The organism is Rhodococcus olei, from assembly GCF_039540555.1.
Taxonomy (GTDB): Bacteria; Actinomycetota; Actinomycetes; order Mycobacteriales; family Mycobacteriaceae; genus Rhodococcus_G; species Rhodococcus_G olei.
In genome coordinates this window covers 56,107-72,210 of record NZ_BAABFB010000072.1, presented here as the reverse complement: position 1 = coordinate 72,210, position 16,104 = coordinate 56,107, and the positions used below count along the sequence as shown (strand labels likewise).

The 16,104-nt window shown below is 70.3% G+C and carries 14 protein-coding genes; 8 read left to right on the top strand and 6 right to left on the bottom strand.

What is annotated here, in order from left to right:
- Position 1: 1 nt before the first annotated feature.
- Entirely contained in the window at positions 2-931 is a 930-nt protein-coding gene (locus ABD951_RS24230; protein ID WP_345351491.1) for an alpha/beta hydrolase, read from the bottom strand.
- 34 nt (positions 932-965) lie between these two features.
- Positions 966-1,922 (bottom strand): SDR family NAD(P)-dependent oxidoreductase, encoded by a 957-nt coding sequence (locus ABD951_RS24225; protein ID WP_345351488.1) that lies wholly within the window; start codon positions 1,920-1,922, stop codon positions 966-968.
- A gap of 200 nt (positions 1,923-2,122) precedes the next feature.
- On the opposite strand from ABD951_RS24225, the gene ABD951_RS24220 reads away from it, so the two are divergent.
- From ABD951_RS24220 to ABD951_RS24205, 4 genes are all read left to right on the top strand, one after another.
- On the top strand, positions 2,123-4,060 hold the full coding sequence (locus ABD951_RS24220) for a flavin-containing monooxygenase (protein WP_345351485.1): 1,938 nt from the start codon (positions 2,123-2,125) through the stop codon (positions 4,058-4,060).
- 167 nt (positions 4,061-4,227) lie between these two features.
- The gene (locus tag ABD951_RS24215; protein WP_345351482.1) at positions 4,228-5,688 is read left to right on the top strand and encodes an MFS transporter; all 1,461 of its coding nucleotides are present in this window, start codon (positions 4,228-4,230) and stop codon (positions 5,686-5,688) included.
- Positions 5,689-6,349: 661 nt separating this feature from the next.
- Positions 6,350-8,542 (top strand): acyltransferase family protein, encoded by a 2,193-nt coding sequence (locus ABD951_RS24210; protein ID WP_425569950.1) that lies wholly within the window; start codon positions 6,350-6,352, stop codon positions 8,540-8,542.
- Positions 8,543-8,814: 272 nt separating this feature from the next.
- Positions 8,815-10,035, top strand: a complete 1,221-nt coding sequence (locus tag ABD951_RS24205) for a glycosyltransferase (RefSeq protein WP_345351479.1) — start codon at positions 8,815-8,817, stop codon at positions 10,033-10,035.
- Between the two features lie 188 nt (positions 10,036-10,223).
- Here the strand turns inward: ABD951_RS24205 and ABD951_RS24200 are convergent, their stop codons facing one another.
- Positions 10,224-10,592: an STAS domain-containing protein gene (locus tag ABD951_RS24200; RefSeq protein WP_345351476.1), complete on the bottom strand. Its 369-nt coding sequence runs from the start codon at positions 10,590-10,592 to the stop codon at positions 10,224-10,226.
- Positions 10,593-11,925: 1,333 nt separating this feature from the next.
- Positions 11,926-12,081: a DUF6131 family protein gene (locus ABD951_RS24195; protein ID WP_345351473.1), complete on the bottom strand. Its 156-nt coding sequence runs from the start codon at positions 12,079-12,081 to the stop codon at positions 11,926-11,928.
- A gap of 198 nt (positions 12,082-12,279) precedes the next feature.
- Between ABD951_RS24195 and ABD951_RS24190 the strand changes: the two genes are divergently transcribed.
- The 3 genes from ABD951_RS24190 to surE are packed head-to-tail and all read left to right on the top strand — an operon-like array spanning position 12,280 to position 14,157.
- Positions 12,280-12,762 (top strand): CDGSH iron-sulfur domain-containing protein, encoded by a 483-nt coding sequence (locus tag ABD951_RS24190; protein ID WP_345351470.1) that lies wholly within the window; start codon positions 12,280-12,282, stop codon positions 12,760-12,762.
- A complete protein-coding gene (locus tag ABD951_RS24185; protein ID WP_345351467.1) occupies positions 12,755-13,405 on the top strand; it encodes a PfkB family carbohydrate kinase in 651 nt (216 codons plus the stop codon). The genes ABD951_RS24190 and ABD951_RS24185 overlap by 8 nt, the downstream gene beginning before the upstream one ends.
- Positions 13,402-14,157, top strand: coding sequence for a 5'/3'-nucleotidase SurE (gene surE / locus ABD951_RS24180; protein ID WP_345351464.1), 756 nt, complete (start codon positions 13,402-13,404; stop codon positions 14,155-14,157). The genes ABD951_RS24185 and surE overlap by 4 nt, the downstream gene beginning before the upstream one ends.
- Before the next feature lie 88 nt (positions 14,158-14,245).
- Here the strand turns inward: surE and ABD951_RS24175 are convergent, their stop codons facing one another.
- Positions 14,246-14,419, bottom strand: coding sequence for a CsbD family protein (locus tag ABD951_RS24175; protein ID WP_345351462.1), 174 nt, complete (start codon positions 14,417-14,419; stop codon positions 14,246-14,248).
- Between the two features lie 111 nt (positions 14,420-14,530).
- Positions 14,531-15,403, bottom strand: coding sequence for a sigma-70 family RNA polymerase sigma factor (locus ABD951_RS24170; protein ID WP_345351460.1), 873 nt, complete (start codon positions 15,401-15,403; stop codon positions 14,531-14,533).
- 96 nt (positions 15,404-15,499) lie between these two features.
- Here ABD951_RS24170 and ABD951_RS24165 point away from each other — a divergent pair, with 96 nt between their 5' ends.
- Positions 15,500-16,102: a carboxymuconolactone decarboxylase family protein gene (locus ABD951_RS24165; protein ID WP_345351458.1), complete on the top strand. Its 603-nt coding sequence runs from the start codon at positions 15,500-15,502 to the stop codon at positions 16,100-16,102.
- Positions 16,103-16,104: the final 2 nt, after the last annotated feature.

Here is a 16,104-nt window from a genome sequence, read left to right as displayed (position 1 = left end):
CTCAGGCGGTCGCGAACTTCGCGCGGGCGAGGCCGCCGATCTCGGCCAGCGCGAGGCGGGCCCGGGCGTGTTCGCCGGCGTGCATCAGGAATCCGTGCGCCACACCGGGATAGCGCAACAGCGCGGTTTGGACCCCGGCGTCCCGCAGGCGGCACCCGAAGTCCTCCGCACCGTCGCGGGCGACGTCGTGCGACGCGGTGACCACGATGGCCGGGGGCAATCCGGACAGGTCGTCCGCGAGGCTCGGCACCCCGTACGGGTGGTCGCGGCTCGGGTCGTCGCCGAGGTACATGTTCATCGACCACGGGATGTCGCCCGCGGTCACGATCGGACCGTCGGCGAACTCGCGCACCGACGGCCAGTCGAGACTCCGGTCGATGCCCGGGTACACAAGCAGCTGGAAGAGCGGCGCCGGCGCACCCTCGTCCCGGGCACGCAACGCGACACCGGCCGCCAGCGTGGCGCCGGCGCTGTCGCCGGCGACCGCGACCCGGCCGGGGTCCGCCCCCAGCTCCGCGGCGTGGTCGACGACCCAGCGAGTCGCGGCGTAGGCCTCGTCGGAGGCGACCGGGAACGGGAACTCGGGCGCGAGCCGGTAGTCGACGCTGACGACGACGGCCCTGGTCGCGTCGGCGAGGAACCGTGCCATCGAGTCGAACGACTCGACACTGCCGATCACCAGTGCGCCGCCGTGGAAGTACAACATCGCGGGCAGAACCGCGGCCTCGATGGGCCGGTAGATCCGGATCGGGATCGGGCCGTGCGGGCCGGGCACGACCCGATCGTCGACCCGATGCATCTCGGGTGCCACCGCCCGCGGCAGCGCCTCCATCATCGTGCGGGACGCCTCCACGCCCGCCTCGTACATCGGCTTCCAATACTGTTGCCGGGCCGCGAGGTACGAGGCGACGTCGGGGTCGAGTCCGTGCATGGGTGTGGCTCCGTCCTGTGGGATGTGCGGGAGGTCAGCTGCCGACCTTGGCGGCGACCGTCGTGGAGATGCCGATCGCGGTCCACTGCGCGTACACGTCCGGGCCCATGCGGCGGGCGAACCCGTCGAGCTGCGCCCACATGCTCGCCGACAGGGTGATCGCCGACGGATCCATGACCTGGTCGATCAGCGCGGGCCAGCTCTCGGGCGTGTGGCCGAGCGCGAGCGCGCCCGTCGTCTCGGCCTGCACGACACGCGAGACCAGCCCGCCGCCCACCGTGAACGCCTCCCCGCTGAGCTCGGTGTCCCGGTGCAGCAGGTAGAGCGCAAACGCACCCACCGCCTCGGGCGGGAAGTGCTCGCGCATGAACTCCCGGAACCCGGCGGCCTCCACGCCCGCGGTCGACCGGGTCCACGCCGCGGGCAGAACCGCGTTGCTCCGCACACCGGACCCGGCGCCGACGATCGCCTGGGTCCTGGTGAGGGCGAGGATGCCGCCCTTCGCCGCACCGTATCCGGGCATCGCCGGTGACCCCCAGGTCGCATTGGAGGCGACGTTGAGAATGCGCCCGTCACCCGACTCCACCAGGTGCGGCCACGCGGCCTCGGTGATCCGGTGCGAGCCGTGCAGGTGCACGTCGACCTGGGTGTCGAAATCACCGCCGGCACCGGCGTTGTTGACGACGATGTCCAGGCGGCCGAAGGACCGCACGGCGTCCTCGACGATCCGGGCCGACTCGGTGACGACATCCCCGGTCACCCCGACCGCGGTTCCACCGCGTTCGGTGATCAGGCGCACCGCGTGGTCGGTGCCGGGCTCGTTGGCGTTGCCGGACCAGTCCCGGCCGAGATCGTTCACCACCACCGCGCAGCCGCGTTCGGCGAGCATCTGGGCGTAGGTCAGGCCCAACCCGAAGGTGGAGACACCGGTGACCAACGCCACCTGACCGTCAAATCTCAAGGGGCTCAGGGCCGAATTCGAGGTGTTCATGGTTGTCGGACGGTATCGGATCTCCGCCGGTTTGAATAGACTTTTCATTCAAAGACTGAACTGACAGTCTGGTTATTAGATTAAGAGTATGGACACCGACCTGAGTGTCACCTAGTGTGCTCCACATCACTCCCGATCCGTCATACGAACGGGCGCGTGTCGTGCATCGCGGCCGAAACCACCCTTCCCGAGGAGAGACGATGTCCCCCGTCCTTGATGCGCAACCGCCGATCACCGGCCCCGACCCGGTCGACACACGGCAGCTGCGCACGTGTCTGTCCTCCGCGGACCCGGCCGTGCTGCTCGCGGTTCTCGTGCAGATGACCGGCGACGACACGCTGCTCGACCGATACGCCGGCGAGATCTCCCACGTGCCCAATCCCCCCGAGATGGCCGGGACCGCACCGGCGGACGTCGCCGCCGAGATCGTCGCGCGGCTGGTCGACGCCGTCACCGCCGGCGGCGCGGCCACCGGCTCGCCGACGAACGCGGTCGATGCGGCCCTGTTCGCCCGGCTCGCCCCCCTCGCCCTCGGCGTCACGGTCGCCGACGAGTTCCTGCCGATGCTGCTCGAACAGGCCGGATTTCGCGAGGACCGGCCGAGTGTGCCGCGGACGACGCCGATCCCGGCGACCACGTCCGTCGCGATCGTCGGCGCCGGCCTCGCCGGCCTCGCCACCGCGATCGACCTCGGGCGCGCCGGCGTCTCGTACGAGATCTTCGAACGCCACGACGAGGTCGGCGGAACCTGGCACATCCACAACTACCCGGGCGTGGCCGTGGACACGCCGGCCGCCTACTACTCGCTGTCGAGCGAACTGAATCCGGACTGGTCCAGCTACTACCCCAAGGGTGGCGAGTACCAGGAGTACCTGCGCGCCGTCGCCGACAAACACGGGATCCGGGAGCACACCCGCTTCGGCACCGAGGTCGACGCACTGGTCTGGGACGACGCCGCCGCCCGCTGGGAGATCCGGTGGCGGACCGCCGACGGAAGCCGGGGCCGCTCGTACGCGACGGCGGTCGTGACCGCCGCCGGCTACCTGAACCGGCCCAAGCACCCGGACGTCCCGGGACTCGACGACTTCGCCGGTGTCAGCATCCATTCCAGCGACTGGGACCCGGCCCTGGACCTGACCGGCAAACGGATCGCGGTGATCGGCACCGGCTGCACCTCGGTGCAGATCGTCGACTCCGTCGTCGACGACGTCGCGCACCTGACCCTGTTCCAGCGCCAGCCGCACTGGGTCGCCCCGCGCAAACGCCGCAGCGACGACGTCCCCGAACAACAGCGCTGGCTGCAACGCAACCTGCCGTTCTACGCGAACTGGCTGCGCCTGAAGTCCTTCCACGGTTCCTCGGACAACGCCTACCCGGTGGTCGTGGTCGACCCCGACTGGGCGAGCGAGCACCTGTCGATCTCCCCCGCCAACGACATGCTGCTCCAGGACTGCCTCGCCTACATCGACGAGACCTTCGGTGCCGGAAGCGAACTCGCAGCCAAGGTCACCCCGACCTTCGCACCGTTCGGCAAACGCATCATCCGTGACCCGGGCGGCTACTACCGCGCCCTGACCCGACCCGACGTCGACCTGGAGGTCGCCGGCATCGCCCGCATCGTCCCGGAGGGGATCGTGACCACGGACGGTCGCCTCGTCGCCGTCGACGCCATCGTGTACGCCACCGGATACCACCTCGACTTCCTGTCCGGCCTCGACATCCGCGGCCGAGACGGGATGGCCCTGGTCGAGGAATGGGCGGACGGCCCCCGCGCCTACCGCGGCGGCACCGTACCGGGGTTCCCCAACCTGTTCATCACCTCCGCCCCCAACGCGAATCCCGGTCACGGCGCGGGCAACAACTTCGCGATCGAGGTCACCGCCCATTTCCTCGTCGAGTGCCTCCGGTTGCTCGCCGAGCGTGGCGCGACGTCGCTCGAACCGAGCCGCGCCGCACACGACGAGTACAACGCCCGCATCGACGCGGCGATGGAGCACACCGTCTGGCGGCACACCCCGACCGCACACACCTACTACCGCAACGACTCCGGGCGGGTGATCGTCGCCAGCCCGTGGCGGCTCGTCGACGTCTGGAACGAGCAGCGCGCCCCGATCGAATCCCACTTCGACCTCCGCTGACCGGCGACAGCCGGACCACCCGTAGTCAACCGGTCGGCGGCGCCGACGAGCCCACCCTCGTCCCGGCACCGCCGACCCGTCCCCAACCAGGCCCCTGAGGCACCCCGACGACCGCGAAACGAGCCCCGCACCCCTCTTCCCCACCGACAGCTGCGAAGGGAAAACACATGTCCGTATCGACCTCCCCCGGCGGCGCCGACGAGTCCGCACTCGTCCCGCCACCCACGACGACGCCGGAACGACCGACCAGCTATTGGATCCGGACGCTGCTGATCCTGCTCCTGCTCACCGAGCAGTCGGCGCTCGGCTTCTCGCTGATCGCCCCGACCCTGCCCAAGGTCGCCCAGGAATTCGCCACCCCCAACGTGGTGTGGGTGATGACCGCGTTCACCCTCGCCGGCGCCCTCGCGTCCCCGATCCTCGGCAAGCTCGCCGACACCTACGGCAAGAAGCGAATGCTGGTCGTCACCGCGACCATCGGCGCGGCCGGCGCCCTGCTCTCCGCGACCGCACCCGTCTTCTGGATCTTCGTCCTCGGTCGCTTCCTCTCCGGCGCCGGCTTCGCCTGCCTGGCCATCGGATACACGCTCGTGCGCGACGTGTTCCCGGCACGCCTGCAGTCGATCTCGATCAGCATCGCCAACACCGGAGTCGGTGCCGTCGGTGTCGGCGCACTGTTCCTGAGCGGCGTGCTCATCGACCACCTCGGGTTCCGCGCCGTCTTCTGGTTCGCCTGTGCGTTCTGTGCGGTCGGCGCGGTCCTGACCGCACTGTTCGTGCCGGAGACCCCCGTACGTGCACGGAGCCGGATCGACTGGCTCGGTGCCGCGCTGCTCGCGATCGGCATGCTCGCGATCATGCTGTGCCTGTCCCAGGGCAAGGTGTGGGGATGGAGCGATCCGCGCATCATCGCTCTGGCGGCCACCGCGGTGGCCGGCTTCGCGACCTGGGTCTGGTGGGAGCGCCGGACCGAGGAGCCGTTGATCCGGCTCGAACTCATCGCCAACCCCGCCCTGCGGTTCGTCCTGATCGGCGGCGGCCTCGCCTACGGCGCGACCACCCTCCTGGCGACGATCGTCCCGATGATGTTGCAGACACCGGCCCAGGCCGCGCCGTACGGCTTCGGATTCTCGGCCACCACGATGGCGATGTGGCTGCTGCCCGGCCAGCTGATGATCGTCGTCAGCGGCTTCGTCGTCGGGGCGACGGCCCGCACGATCGGGTTCCGGCGGCACCTGATCATCGGAGCGGTGCTCATCGCGGCCAGCGCGGTGCTGCTCTCGACGATGCCGGAGATGGCCGTGGTGGTCCTGGTCGCATGGATGGTCTTCGGTCTCGGGTGCATGATCTACGCCGCCGTGCCGAACCTCGCGTTGCTCACGCTGCCCGAGACGCAGCGGGCGGTCGGCTCGAACTTCGTGGGCGTGTCCCAGACACTGTGCGGCACCCTGATCTCGACGATCGGCTTCGCGGTGCTCGCCCAGAACGTCCTGGCCGCGGGCCCGCACGGTGTCGTGTACTCGGAGAGCGGATTCCGCTACGCATTCCTGGTGGCCGCCGGCGCGGCCCTGGTCGGTTCTCTCGTCGCCGTCGCGGTGCCCCGGATGCGGGCAGCCGTCACCGCCTGAGACCGGCCCCTCCCCCGTCCGACAACGGGATACCCGACAACGCCCGCACCCTCCGGCTTCTCGGCGAGTGCGGGCGTTGTCGGTCGGGTGCACTGCATTTGCCCGGCAGACCGCGCCGGTGGCTCCCGCCCCGTCGGGGCGGGGTTTTCGGTGTGACGACAGCTGGAGTGGAAACCGATAATGCCGATAACGAGCCTTATGACATTATTCTGGTCCAGGGTCGTTCGAGGCCCCGGTAATCCGGGCGACACCAGAGGGGAGCCTGCGACGGCACCGCACCCAGGCCGTCCTGTCAGCTCCCGAGCCGCTACCCCACCCCACCCGGGGCTTCTCGAGGTACCCGACCTCGAGGTCGAGCGCGCCTCCCCCGGCACACCGGCGGATCTCCCACTGACGCCTCTCCTCGGATCGACGTCGGAACCGCCGCCCCGGAAAGCCGCGGCCCGGCCTGCGATCCGGACCACCAGGGCATCGGAAGGTCCACGCCGACGCTAGAGTTCACGCGGAAACGCGGCTCCGGCGTGGCTCGGGGCCGCATCGGGCCACCAATGGAATGATGCTCGCGCATGCCGCGGCCGGCCCCGCAGGAGACCTCGGTTCCCGTGCGTCCGACCCGGCCGTGCGAGGGGGCTGGACTTTCGGGGAAGGACGGCTGGTGGGTGTGAACACGGTTGCCACTGCAGTACACGAACGCCGATTCGACGGCGACAGCTCGGCCGATGCCGCTGCCACGCGGTCCGGGAGCACTTTTCGTCCGGACATCGAGGGCCTGCGGGCCGTCGCGGTGGTCGCGGTGGTCCTCTTCCACGCGGGCGTACCCGGCCTGGACGGCGGGTACGTCGGTGTGGACATCTTCTTCGTCGTCTCGGGTTTCCTGATCACGGGGATGCTGTGGCGGGACGTGTCGACCACCGGCACGGTCGGCCTCGCCCGGTTCTACGGCGCGCGGGCCCGTCGGCTGCTGCCCGTCGCGGGTCTCGTACTGGTCGTCACCGCGTTCGTGTCGGCGCTGCTGCTGCCTCCGCTGCAGGCCCGGGACGTCCTCGGCGACGAGATCGCCAGCGCCCTCTACGTCGGGAACTACCGATTCGCCCTGCACGGCACCGACTACCTGGCGGCGGACGCCCCGCCGTCGCCGTTCCAGCACTACTGGTCCCTCGGTGTGGAAGAGCAGTTCTACCTGCTGTGGCCGGGACTGATCGTCGGGGCCGCGGTGCTGGTTCGACACCTCGCGCGGCGCCGAGGCACGGCCGCCACGGCATCCGCGATGCCGTACGTGCTCGTGCTCGCCCTGGTCGCGGCGGCGTCGTTCGCAGTGTCGCTGGCCTGGACCGACACGCTGCCGCCGTGGGCGTTCTTCTCGCTGCCGTCGCGTGCCTGGGAGCTGGCCGCCGGCGGGCTGGTCGCGCTCTCGGCACCAGGCTGGCGTCGGCTGCCGTCGACGGTCGCGGCCGTCGTGGGGTGGGCGGGACTGGCCCTGCTGGTCCTGGCCTGCACTCGGCTGGGCGAGACGACACCCTATCCCGGGACCGCTGCACTGCTTCCGGTCCTGGGCACCGTCCTGGTGATCGGATCCGGCTGCGCCGCGTCACGGCTGGGCGTCGGCCGCGGACTCTCGTTGTCGCCGATCCGGGCGGTCGGCCGCGTGTCCTACTCCTGGTATCTCTGGCACTGGCCGGTGCTGCTGCTGGTGCCGGCGCTGCTCGGCCACTCCCTCGACCTGTCCGGACGGCTCGGGGCGGTCGCGTTGTCCGCCGGGTTGGCGGTGCTCACGTTGCACCTCGTCGAGAATCCGGTCCGGTTCGCTGCGCGGCTGCGGGATTCGGCGTCGCGGAGCCTCGCGCTCGGCGCCGCCGTCACGGCCGTGGCCGTGTGCACCGGGCTGGTGTTGCTGGTCGCACGTCCCGTCCCGGTCGGCCACGGCGCGGCGGCCGCGGACCTCACGGTCACCGCCGCGTCGCCGGTGGCGACACCGTCGGTCGACCCCCACGACGCCGAGGTGCAACAGCTCACCGCGCAGGTCCAGACCGCGGTCACGCAGTCGGCCGCGACCCCGGAGGTCCCGTCGAATCTGTCGCCGTCGCTGGCCGATGCGCCGGCCGACAAGCCCGGGGTGTTCGTCAACGGCTGCGTGCGGTCCTGGCTCGAGGTCGGACAGAGCGAGTGCGTCTCGGGCGAGCCGGCCTCGACCACGACGGTCGCCCTGGTCGGCGACTCGCACGCCGCGATGTGGGATCCCGCGCTCGAATCGGCGGCAGAGCAACGACACTGGCGGCTCGAGACCATGGGCAAGGTCACCTGCCCACTCCTCGACCTGCCGATCACCAGCCCGTACCTCGGCCGGGAGTACACCGAGTGCGAACAGTGGCGTGGTCAGATCCTCGAGCGACTGCAGGCCGAGCGTCCGCAGTTGATCGTGCTGAGCATGTCCCGGCGCTACGGCGGCGACTTCGGGTTCACCATGTACGGACCCGCCTGGCTCGACAGCCTCACGCGCGTCGTGGCCCGGCTGCGGGCCACCGGGGCGGCCGTGCTCGTCCTCGGTCCGGTCCCCGACCCGCACTCGACCGTGCCGACGTGCCTGTCCGCCCATCTGGACGACGCGACCGCGTGCTCGCCCCCGCGCCCCGTCGCGGTGAACGCCGCCGGTGTCGCGGCCGAGGCCGCGGCAACCGCCGCCGGCGGCGGGCAGTACGCGGACCTCACGGACCTGTTCTGCACCGCCGACCGCTGCCCCGTCATCGTCGGCAGGAACCTGGTCTTCCGCGACGACAACCACCTGACGCTCGAGCATGCGCTGGCCCTCACCCCCGTCGTCACCGCGCTCGCCGAGCGCGCACTCGCGACACACTGAGCCGGCACCCCCGTTTGACGGTGCCCCCGTTTGACGGTGCTCGCACGGTGGCACCCCGGGATCATGACGGATACACCGCGGACCACGATCCTGCCGCACGAAGGCGGGTCCTGGGCGGCAGCGGTCACGCCGGACCGGCACGCTCCCACGGTGCCGGTGTTGCCCACCGGCGGCACCCGCGGCCCGGGTCCTTCCGGGGGTCAGTGGCGGCGGCTCGCGGCCCCGGGTCTCGCGCTGCCTACCCAGACGCGTCGCCGGGAAACGGAGCGACGATGAAGATTTCGATGGTGTGTGACCACGCCGACCCACTCGACCGGTCCGGCGGCACACGAAGCAGGCAGGTCGCGGAACTCTCGGCCGGATTGGCCCGGCACGGGCACGGGGTGACCGTGTACACCAGGCGCGACGCCCGGTCGCTGCCCGACGAGGCCATCGCGAACGCGGGCTATCGGGTCGTGTACGTGCCCGCAGGTCCCGCCGCCCCGCTCCCCGAGGGCGAACTGCTGCCGCTGATGGGCACCTTCGCGCGGTACCTCCACGCCCGCTGGTCCGCTGATCGTCCGACCGTCGTGCACGCCCACTTCTGGATGTCCGGTCTGGCGACCCAGGTCGCGGCCCGCCGTCTCGGTTGCCCGACCGTGCAGACATTCCACACGCTCGGCGTCCTCGAGCGCCGACACGACGGCGCCGCGAGCCCACCGGACCGCATCCGCATCGAAGAACTGCTCGCTCGGGGCGCCGGCAGGATCATCGCCCCGTGTACCGACGAGGTCATCGACATCGCCCGGATGGGTCCTCGGCGCACCCATGTGTCGGTCGTGCCCTACGGGGTGGACCCGGATCTGTTCAGCCCCAACGGTTACGCCGCCCGAAAGGGTGCCCGCCGAAGAATCGTCACCGGGGGCCGGCTCGTGCCACACAAGGGCTTCGACGTGGCGATCTCCGCCCTGACGGACCTGCCCGACGTCGAACTGGTGATCGCGGGTGGTCCGCCGGACGGAACACCACGGACGGACCCGGAAGCCCAGCGCCTGCGCACCCTCGCCGACACCTTGGGGGTGAGCGACCGAGTTGCCCTCTGCGGGAACCTCGCCCGCGAGCGGATGCCCACCCTGCTGCGCTCGGCGGATGCAGTGGTGTGCACCCCCTGGTACGAGCCGTTCGGCATCGTTGCGCTGGAGGCAATGGCGTGCGGTGTGCCCGTGGTCGCCGCGGCCGTCGGCGGACTGCTCGACACCGTCGTTCACGGCGTGACCGGCATCCTGGTGCCGCCACGCGACCCCGTCGCGCTCGCCGCCGAGCTTCGACGCCTGTTCTCGGACGAACCCACCCGAGCGGCACTCGGTGCCGCCGGCCGCGAACACGCGAGCGCGCGGTACTCGTGGGACCGGATCGCGTCAGACACCGCCCGCGCCTACCAACGCTTGACCGCCGCACCGGCCGAACCGGCGGCGCTCGAGCCCGGCAGCCGGGCGGGCACCACCCCGGTCTGACCGGGGGATCACCGGATCGTGTCGGGGAGGTCCCGGAACGCGAGGTGCCGCGGTGATCGGTGATCACCTCCGGCGCGCAACGAAAGTCGACCGGAGCCGGATTCACACCGTCCGGGGTTGGTCGACAGGGCACAGCTGAGCGGGTCTGCCCACACGGTGTTCGCTCGTCACCGTGGCCGTCACCTCGATCAGGCGGTTCCGGGCCGCACCGACTCGAGGTGGAAGTGCGCCGCCAGTTCGCCACGACGGGCCTCGGCCGCGGCCCGCACGGACGGGAAGCAGTCGAAGTGGGGTGTCATACCTGTGGCCCGCAGTGTGTGGCCGGAGGTCGGAGCGTCCGTCACGAGGAGCATCGCCAACCCCGTGCAGGTCGCTCTGTCCCGCACATCCACGAGCGCCTGCACGCCTGAAATGCTGAGGAAACCCACACCCGAGAGGTCGACGATCAGGGTCCGCAGCGCTCTGCCGATAGCCCGGTCGATTCCCTTCAGGAAGTCGGGCACGGCAGGTGCGTCCAGATCCCCGACCGGGGCCGCCACGGTTGGCTGGCAGGCCATCGAATCGAAGGATTCGATCAACGGTCGATCGAGACAGTAGATGTGGATGTGCACGGCAAACCTCCACCTGGTCAACCGCAGCTGTCTGCTCAACCGCCGTTTCGGCTTTCGTGGGCCGGTGAATCATCGACCGACAGCGAGGTCACGGTGCCGTCAGCTTCACGGTCGAAGCCACCTGTGGTGTAGCACCCTCACCAGGTGGGACAACAGACCGTGCGTCCAGTCCACGACGCCGCCAGCGCGCACGGGACGGGTGAAGCGTGCTGCCGGCGTTGGTCACGCGCGTCCTGGAAACAGGTGACCGCGCGCTGCCGGATTGGATCCGGTCCCTACGTGGTACCCATCGAGGCCGCACCGCAAACAGGATGGCCCTCCTCCCCTTCCGAGGTCACGAGGGACGGTCGACCCCGGTTTCCGTTTCTCCAGGTCACGCGGCGCACATGGAGTGACTTTGAACAGCCCGATCAAGTGGAACCTCGATTGGATGGTCGATCACTGCGACACGTCCTCACCCGTGCCGATGCCCGCGATGGCCGCCGATCCCGATTGGGAACGGGATCGGCGATCCGATCGGGGTGCACACGGCCATGGAGCGGCGATTCCTGGCTCGTCTCCGGGCCGACGTGGCAGGAGGCGACGATGCCGACGCCGAGCTCGACGCTCTCGCAGGCGCCGGGTCAGCGACGGTTCGACAGCCGCGTACCTGCGTGATGGCGGCACCTGGGACAGATGCGCGAGTACTTCGCACACCGGTCGAGCTACCACCTGACGGAGGCCGACCCGCTCATATGGGCCGTTCCCCGGCTGCAGGGTGCACCGAAGTGTGCGTTCGTTGCGGGCGAGTTCGACGCGGGCATGCGCCGAGCGCATGCCCGCGGTTCCACGCCGAGGCCGATGCCGTTCAGGAACAGGTCATCCGGCACGATGTCATCGGCGCTCCTCTCGATGCCGAGCCACAGTTGGCACCCGAGGTTGTGGTCGGTGTCCAGACGCCTCGACTGCTGGAGGACCGGCTCGGAGAGCACTTGGTGCGCTGCTGGAGAAGGGGGACGAGTTCGCTTCTGCCGGTACATGATCCCCGAGGGACCGAGCGAGTCCGCCCGCCATCGGGTGTCACCGCCTGGATCTGGACGAGTGTCGCCCCGCAGAAGCATTTGCGGTGACGTGGGCGACCCCGTACCGGGGAACGTCAGGCCCCGCCCCGCCGCCAGGATCGTGGGACGCGAAACCGCCTGTCGAGCCGGACCGAATCCGCATCGGCGCCTGGCGAATCGGGTCGGCGCCCGTTCCCGGGCAGTCGTTCCCGGGCAGTCGCCGACGACGGTCGGGCGGGTCAGTAATAGTGTGCTCGGCCACCGACAGCGTGCCCGGCAGAGCCGAGAAGCATCAGCACGAGTCCGACGACCACCAGGATGATCCCGATGGTCCACAGCACCGGGACGGCGAGCACGAACCCGAGGATCGCAAGGATGACTCCAAGGATGATCATTACGGGACCTCCTGTTTCGAACGGACTGACACCCAGTCCGTGGGCACCGTGTTCCCAGGGCAGTGTCCGGGCAAACCACTCGGGCGACCTCTCGGGCAGGGGAAGTGCTCTCGAACCGATCGACGAGAGGTCGGGTCCGACGCGCATTCGGCGCGACCGCGGCCCGCCGGAAGGGTTTCCGCGGCGGTGAAAGCGGGCATGCGAGAAGCATGTCCGCACGCATGGTCACCCACCCCTGCACGGCGTCGGACCGGACAGTCTGCGACCGAGGACTGCACGCCGGCCGGATCACCCGTATCCGGATTCCGCTCGGACTTGTCATGCGGAGCCGCGCCGCGGCGCTGGTCGCCCACGGGCTCATCGATCCAGGACAGGACCCGGAAGAGGTCGTGGTCATCCGTGGCGACCGACCCGAAGCGTGAGGTGCTCGATGCACCGAGTTGTCCGCCCGAATGGAACTCCCATGGGGCACAGGCGATCCGGCACCTACCCGCGGGTCCGGTGCTGGTACGGGGCACGGTGCGCATCACGACCGACGGCGGACGGGTCGTGGTGTCGGACCGATTCGTCGTCGCCGTGTGCCGATGCGGGCTCAGCTCGATCCATCCACTGTGCGACACCAGCCACCGCGCCCATTCTCGATCCGGACGACGCCGTCGAAACGAACGTCCCGATGAATGAACGGAGCCGGGGCGATGCCGATCGGGTGCCGCGAGTCTGTGTGTTCGCACCCGAGTTCCTACCGGACGGCGGCGGCGAACTCCACGTGCATGCCGGCGGGCAGGGATTCTGGATCGCACGCATGGCACGGATCCTCGGTGCGCGAGTGCACCTGTGCGGAGGCTTCGGCGGCGAGACGGGTGCGATCCTGCACGATTTGATGATTCGCGAGGGTCTCGTCGTGCGCGCCGTGCGGATCCAGGGCTCCAACGGCGCCTACATCGGCGACCGGCGGCGCGGCACCCGCACGGCGGTTGCCGACATCGCGCCGGCCGCGTTGCGCCGACACGAGGCCGGCGCCGACACCGTCGTGGTGTCGCGCGCACACGCTCCGGCCCTGGTCCTGTCCGCGGGTTCGTTGCCCGAGGTCGTACCCCCTCCGCTGCACGCCGCGGACCCCGCCGGCGCCGGCGATTCGATGACCGCGGGCATCGCGGTCGGGCTCGCGCGTGGACTGGATCTCGACGCCGCGCTGGAACTGGGCGCCGCCGCGGGGTCCGTCAACGCCATGCGAGACGGTGTGGCGACGAGGCAGCGCCATGTCGTCGCCCGGCTCGCCAGCAAGGTCGTCATCCGCACCGTCACGGAGAGCGCGCTGCGATGAGAACACTGATCGTCAACGACGACGGGGTGGACAGCCCGGGCATCGCGGTGCTGGCGCGAGTCGCGTACGAGGCGGGTCTCGACGTCACCGTGGCCGCGCCGAGTGTCGACCGGAGCGGGACGAGCGCAGCACTCACCTCGCTCGAGGAGAACGGGCGCATGGTGATCGAACGCCGGACCATCGCCGGCCTGCCCGACGTCGAGGTCACGGCCGTCGAAGCCTCGCCCGCGATGATCGTGTTCGTCTCGGCCTCCGGTGCGTTCGGTCCCGAACCCGAGTTGGTGCTGTCGGGCATCAACCACGGACCGAACACCGGGCACGCCGTCCTGCACTCGGGGACCGTCGGTGCGGCGTTCACGGCAGCGAATCAGGGGGCCCGTGCGGTGGCCCTGTCGATGGATTCGGCCACACCCGAGCACTGGGACACCGCGGCCGAGGTGGCACGGCGGGCGATCGACTGGGTGGGCGAGGCCGCCCCGCCCGGCACCGTGCTCAACGTGAACATTCCGGACGTCGCCGTCGGGTCGCTGCGTGGAATCCGGCCCGCACCGTTGGCTGCGTTCGGTGCGGTTCAGGCCGAGATCACGGACGCGTCGAGCACCTTCGTCGCGGTGTCGTTCATTCCGGTCCGCGCCGGCGAATCGGAGCGGAGCGACTCCGGACTGTTGCGGACCGGTTGGGCGACGGTCACGTTGATCCGGGCCCCTTCCGAGATCTCGAACATCGACCTCAGCGGTCTGACGACCGGCTGAGCCGAGCCGGACCCCCCGGAGGTCGCACGCGTCGGAGGTCGCACGCCTCGGCCGGCCGGCTCACGAGGGCCGGCCGGCCGGGCGCGGCTCAGTGCTTGAAAGCGTCCTTCACCTTCTCTCCCGCCTGCTTCAGGCTGCTCTTGGACTGCTCGGTGCGGCCCTTGGCCTCGGTGTCCTTGTCGCCGGTGGCCTGCCCGAACTTCTCCTTGGCCTTGCCACCGAGCTCTTCCGCCTTGTTCTTGGCCTTGTCGATGCCACTCATGTGCGTTCCTCTCCTGTTTCGTCCCGTTCGCAGCGTCGCGATCGGGCGGCCGCGCGTTCCGATGACGGCGGTCTGCTAGGGGCTACCCAGAACAGCCGCTCGGTCAACATCTCAGGCGGTGACGCCCCGCAGATCGAGCCGCGGGACGAGGTCGCGGTCGTTGAACACGTCGATGGCCACCGCGCGATCGCCGACGACGGTGAACGCCAGCACCGCGAACGGCCGTCCGTGGTCGAAGGCCACCACCCCGGCCGCGCCGTTGATCAGGGCCGGGCGCACGTACGGCGCGAACCTGCGGGCGCCCATCGCACCACGACCCACCCGAAGCGCGCCGCGCAGCTCGATCGGCGCCGCCGCGCGGCGGTGGGCGCGCAGCACGACGTCCGGATCGAGCACCGCGACCAGCGCGTCGAGGTCGCCGTCCCGGGCCGCCGCGAAGAATGCGTCGACGACCGTCCGCTGGCGTTTCGGGTCCGGATCCGGTGTCGGCGCCCCGTCGCGCACGCGGCGCCGGGCCCGGCTGGCGAGCTGCCGGGTCGCCTCTGGGGTGCGCTCGAGCATCGTCGCGATGTCGTCGAACGGCACCGCGAACAGGTCGTGCAGCACGAACGCCGTGCGCTCGGTCGGGCCGAGGGTGTCGAGCACGACCTGCAACGCCATCCCGACCGAGTCCGCGAGCACGGCTTCGTGTTCGGGATCGGATCCGTCCGCCGGGTCGACGATCGGTTCGGGCCGGAACGCGTCGAGTGGCGCTTCGCGGCGGTTTCGGCGTGCCCGGAGCGCGTTCAGGCAGAGGTGACCGACGACGGTCGTGAGCCAGCCGTCGAGGCTGTCGATCCGTTCGACATCGGTACGCCACAGCCGCAGCCACGCATCCTGCACGGCGTCGTCCGCTTCGCTGAGCGAGCCGAGCATCCGGTAGGCCACCGCGCGCAGCCGGGGTCGCCGGCGATCGAACGCCTCGGCCAACGCGACATCGTCCATCGCTGTCACACCGTCCGTGGCTGTCACATCGTCCGTGTCCGGGGGGTCTCACCCAATGAGCCCACGAAACCAAACCTAGGTGATCGGAGGTGCGTGATGGCACGCATCAGCGGGGTGCAGCAGGGCGACGCCGGTCTCCGGGTCCGGCTCGTGTACATGTTCATGCGCCGGGGGATGACCCGGATGACCGGGCGGGCTCCGGCCTCCGGCCGGTCCGGTATCGAGCCGCTCGAGGTGTGGGCGCACCAACCGGCGCTGATGACCGCGATGGGCCGGTACCAGCAGGCCGTGCGCAAGGCGCACACCGTCGACGAGCGCACGAAGAACCTCGTCGAGCTGAAGGGCGCGCAGATGATCGGATGCGAGTACTGCGTCGATCTCGGCTCGCAGATCTGCCGCAATTCCGGCTTCACGGACGAGGAACTGCTGGCACTTCCGCGCTATCGGGACAGCGAGCTGTTCACCGACCGCGAGAAGCTCGCGCTCGACTACGCGGTCGCGGTGATGCGGACACCGGTCGCGGTCTCGGACGACCTGTTCGCACGGATGAAGGCGCAGTTCAGTGACGAGCAACTCGTCGAGATCACCGCGTTGCTGACGGTGGTGAACATCGACCGGTTCAACGCCGCCTTCAAGATCGGTTCGGCCGGGTTCAGCGAGGGGATGGTCTGCGTGCCGCCGGACCGCTCCCCCGGCTGACC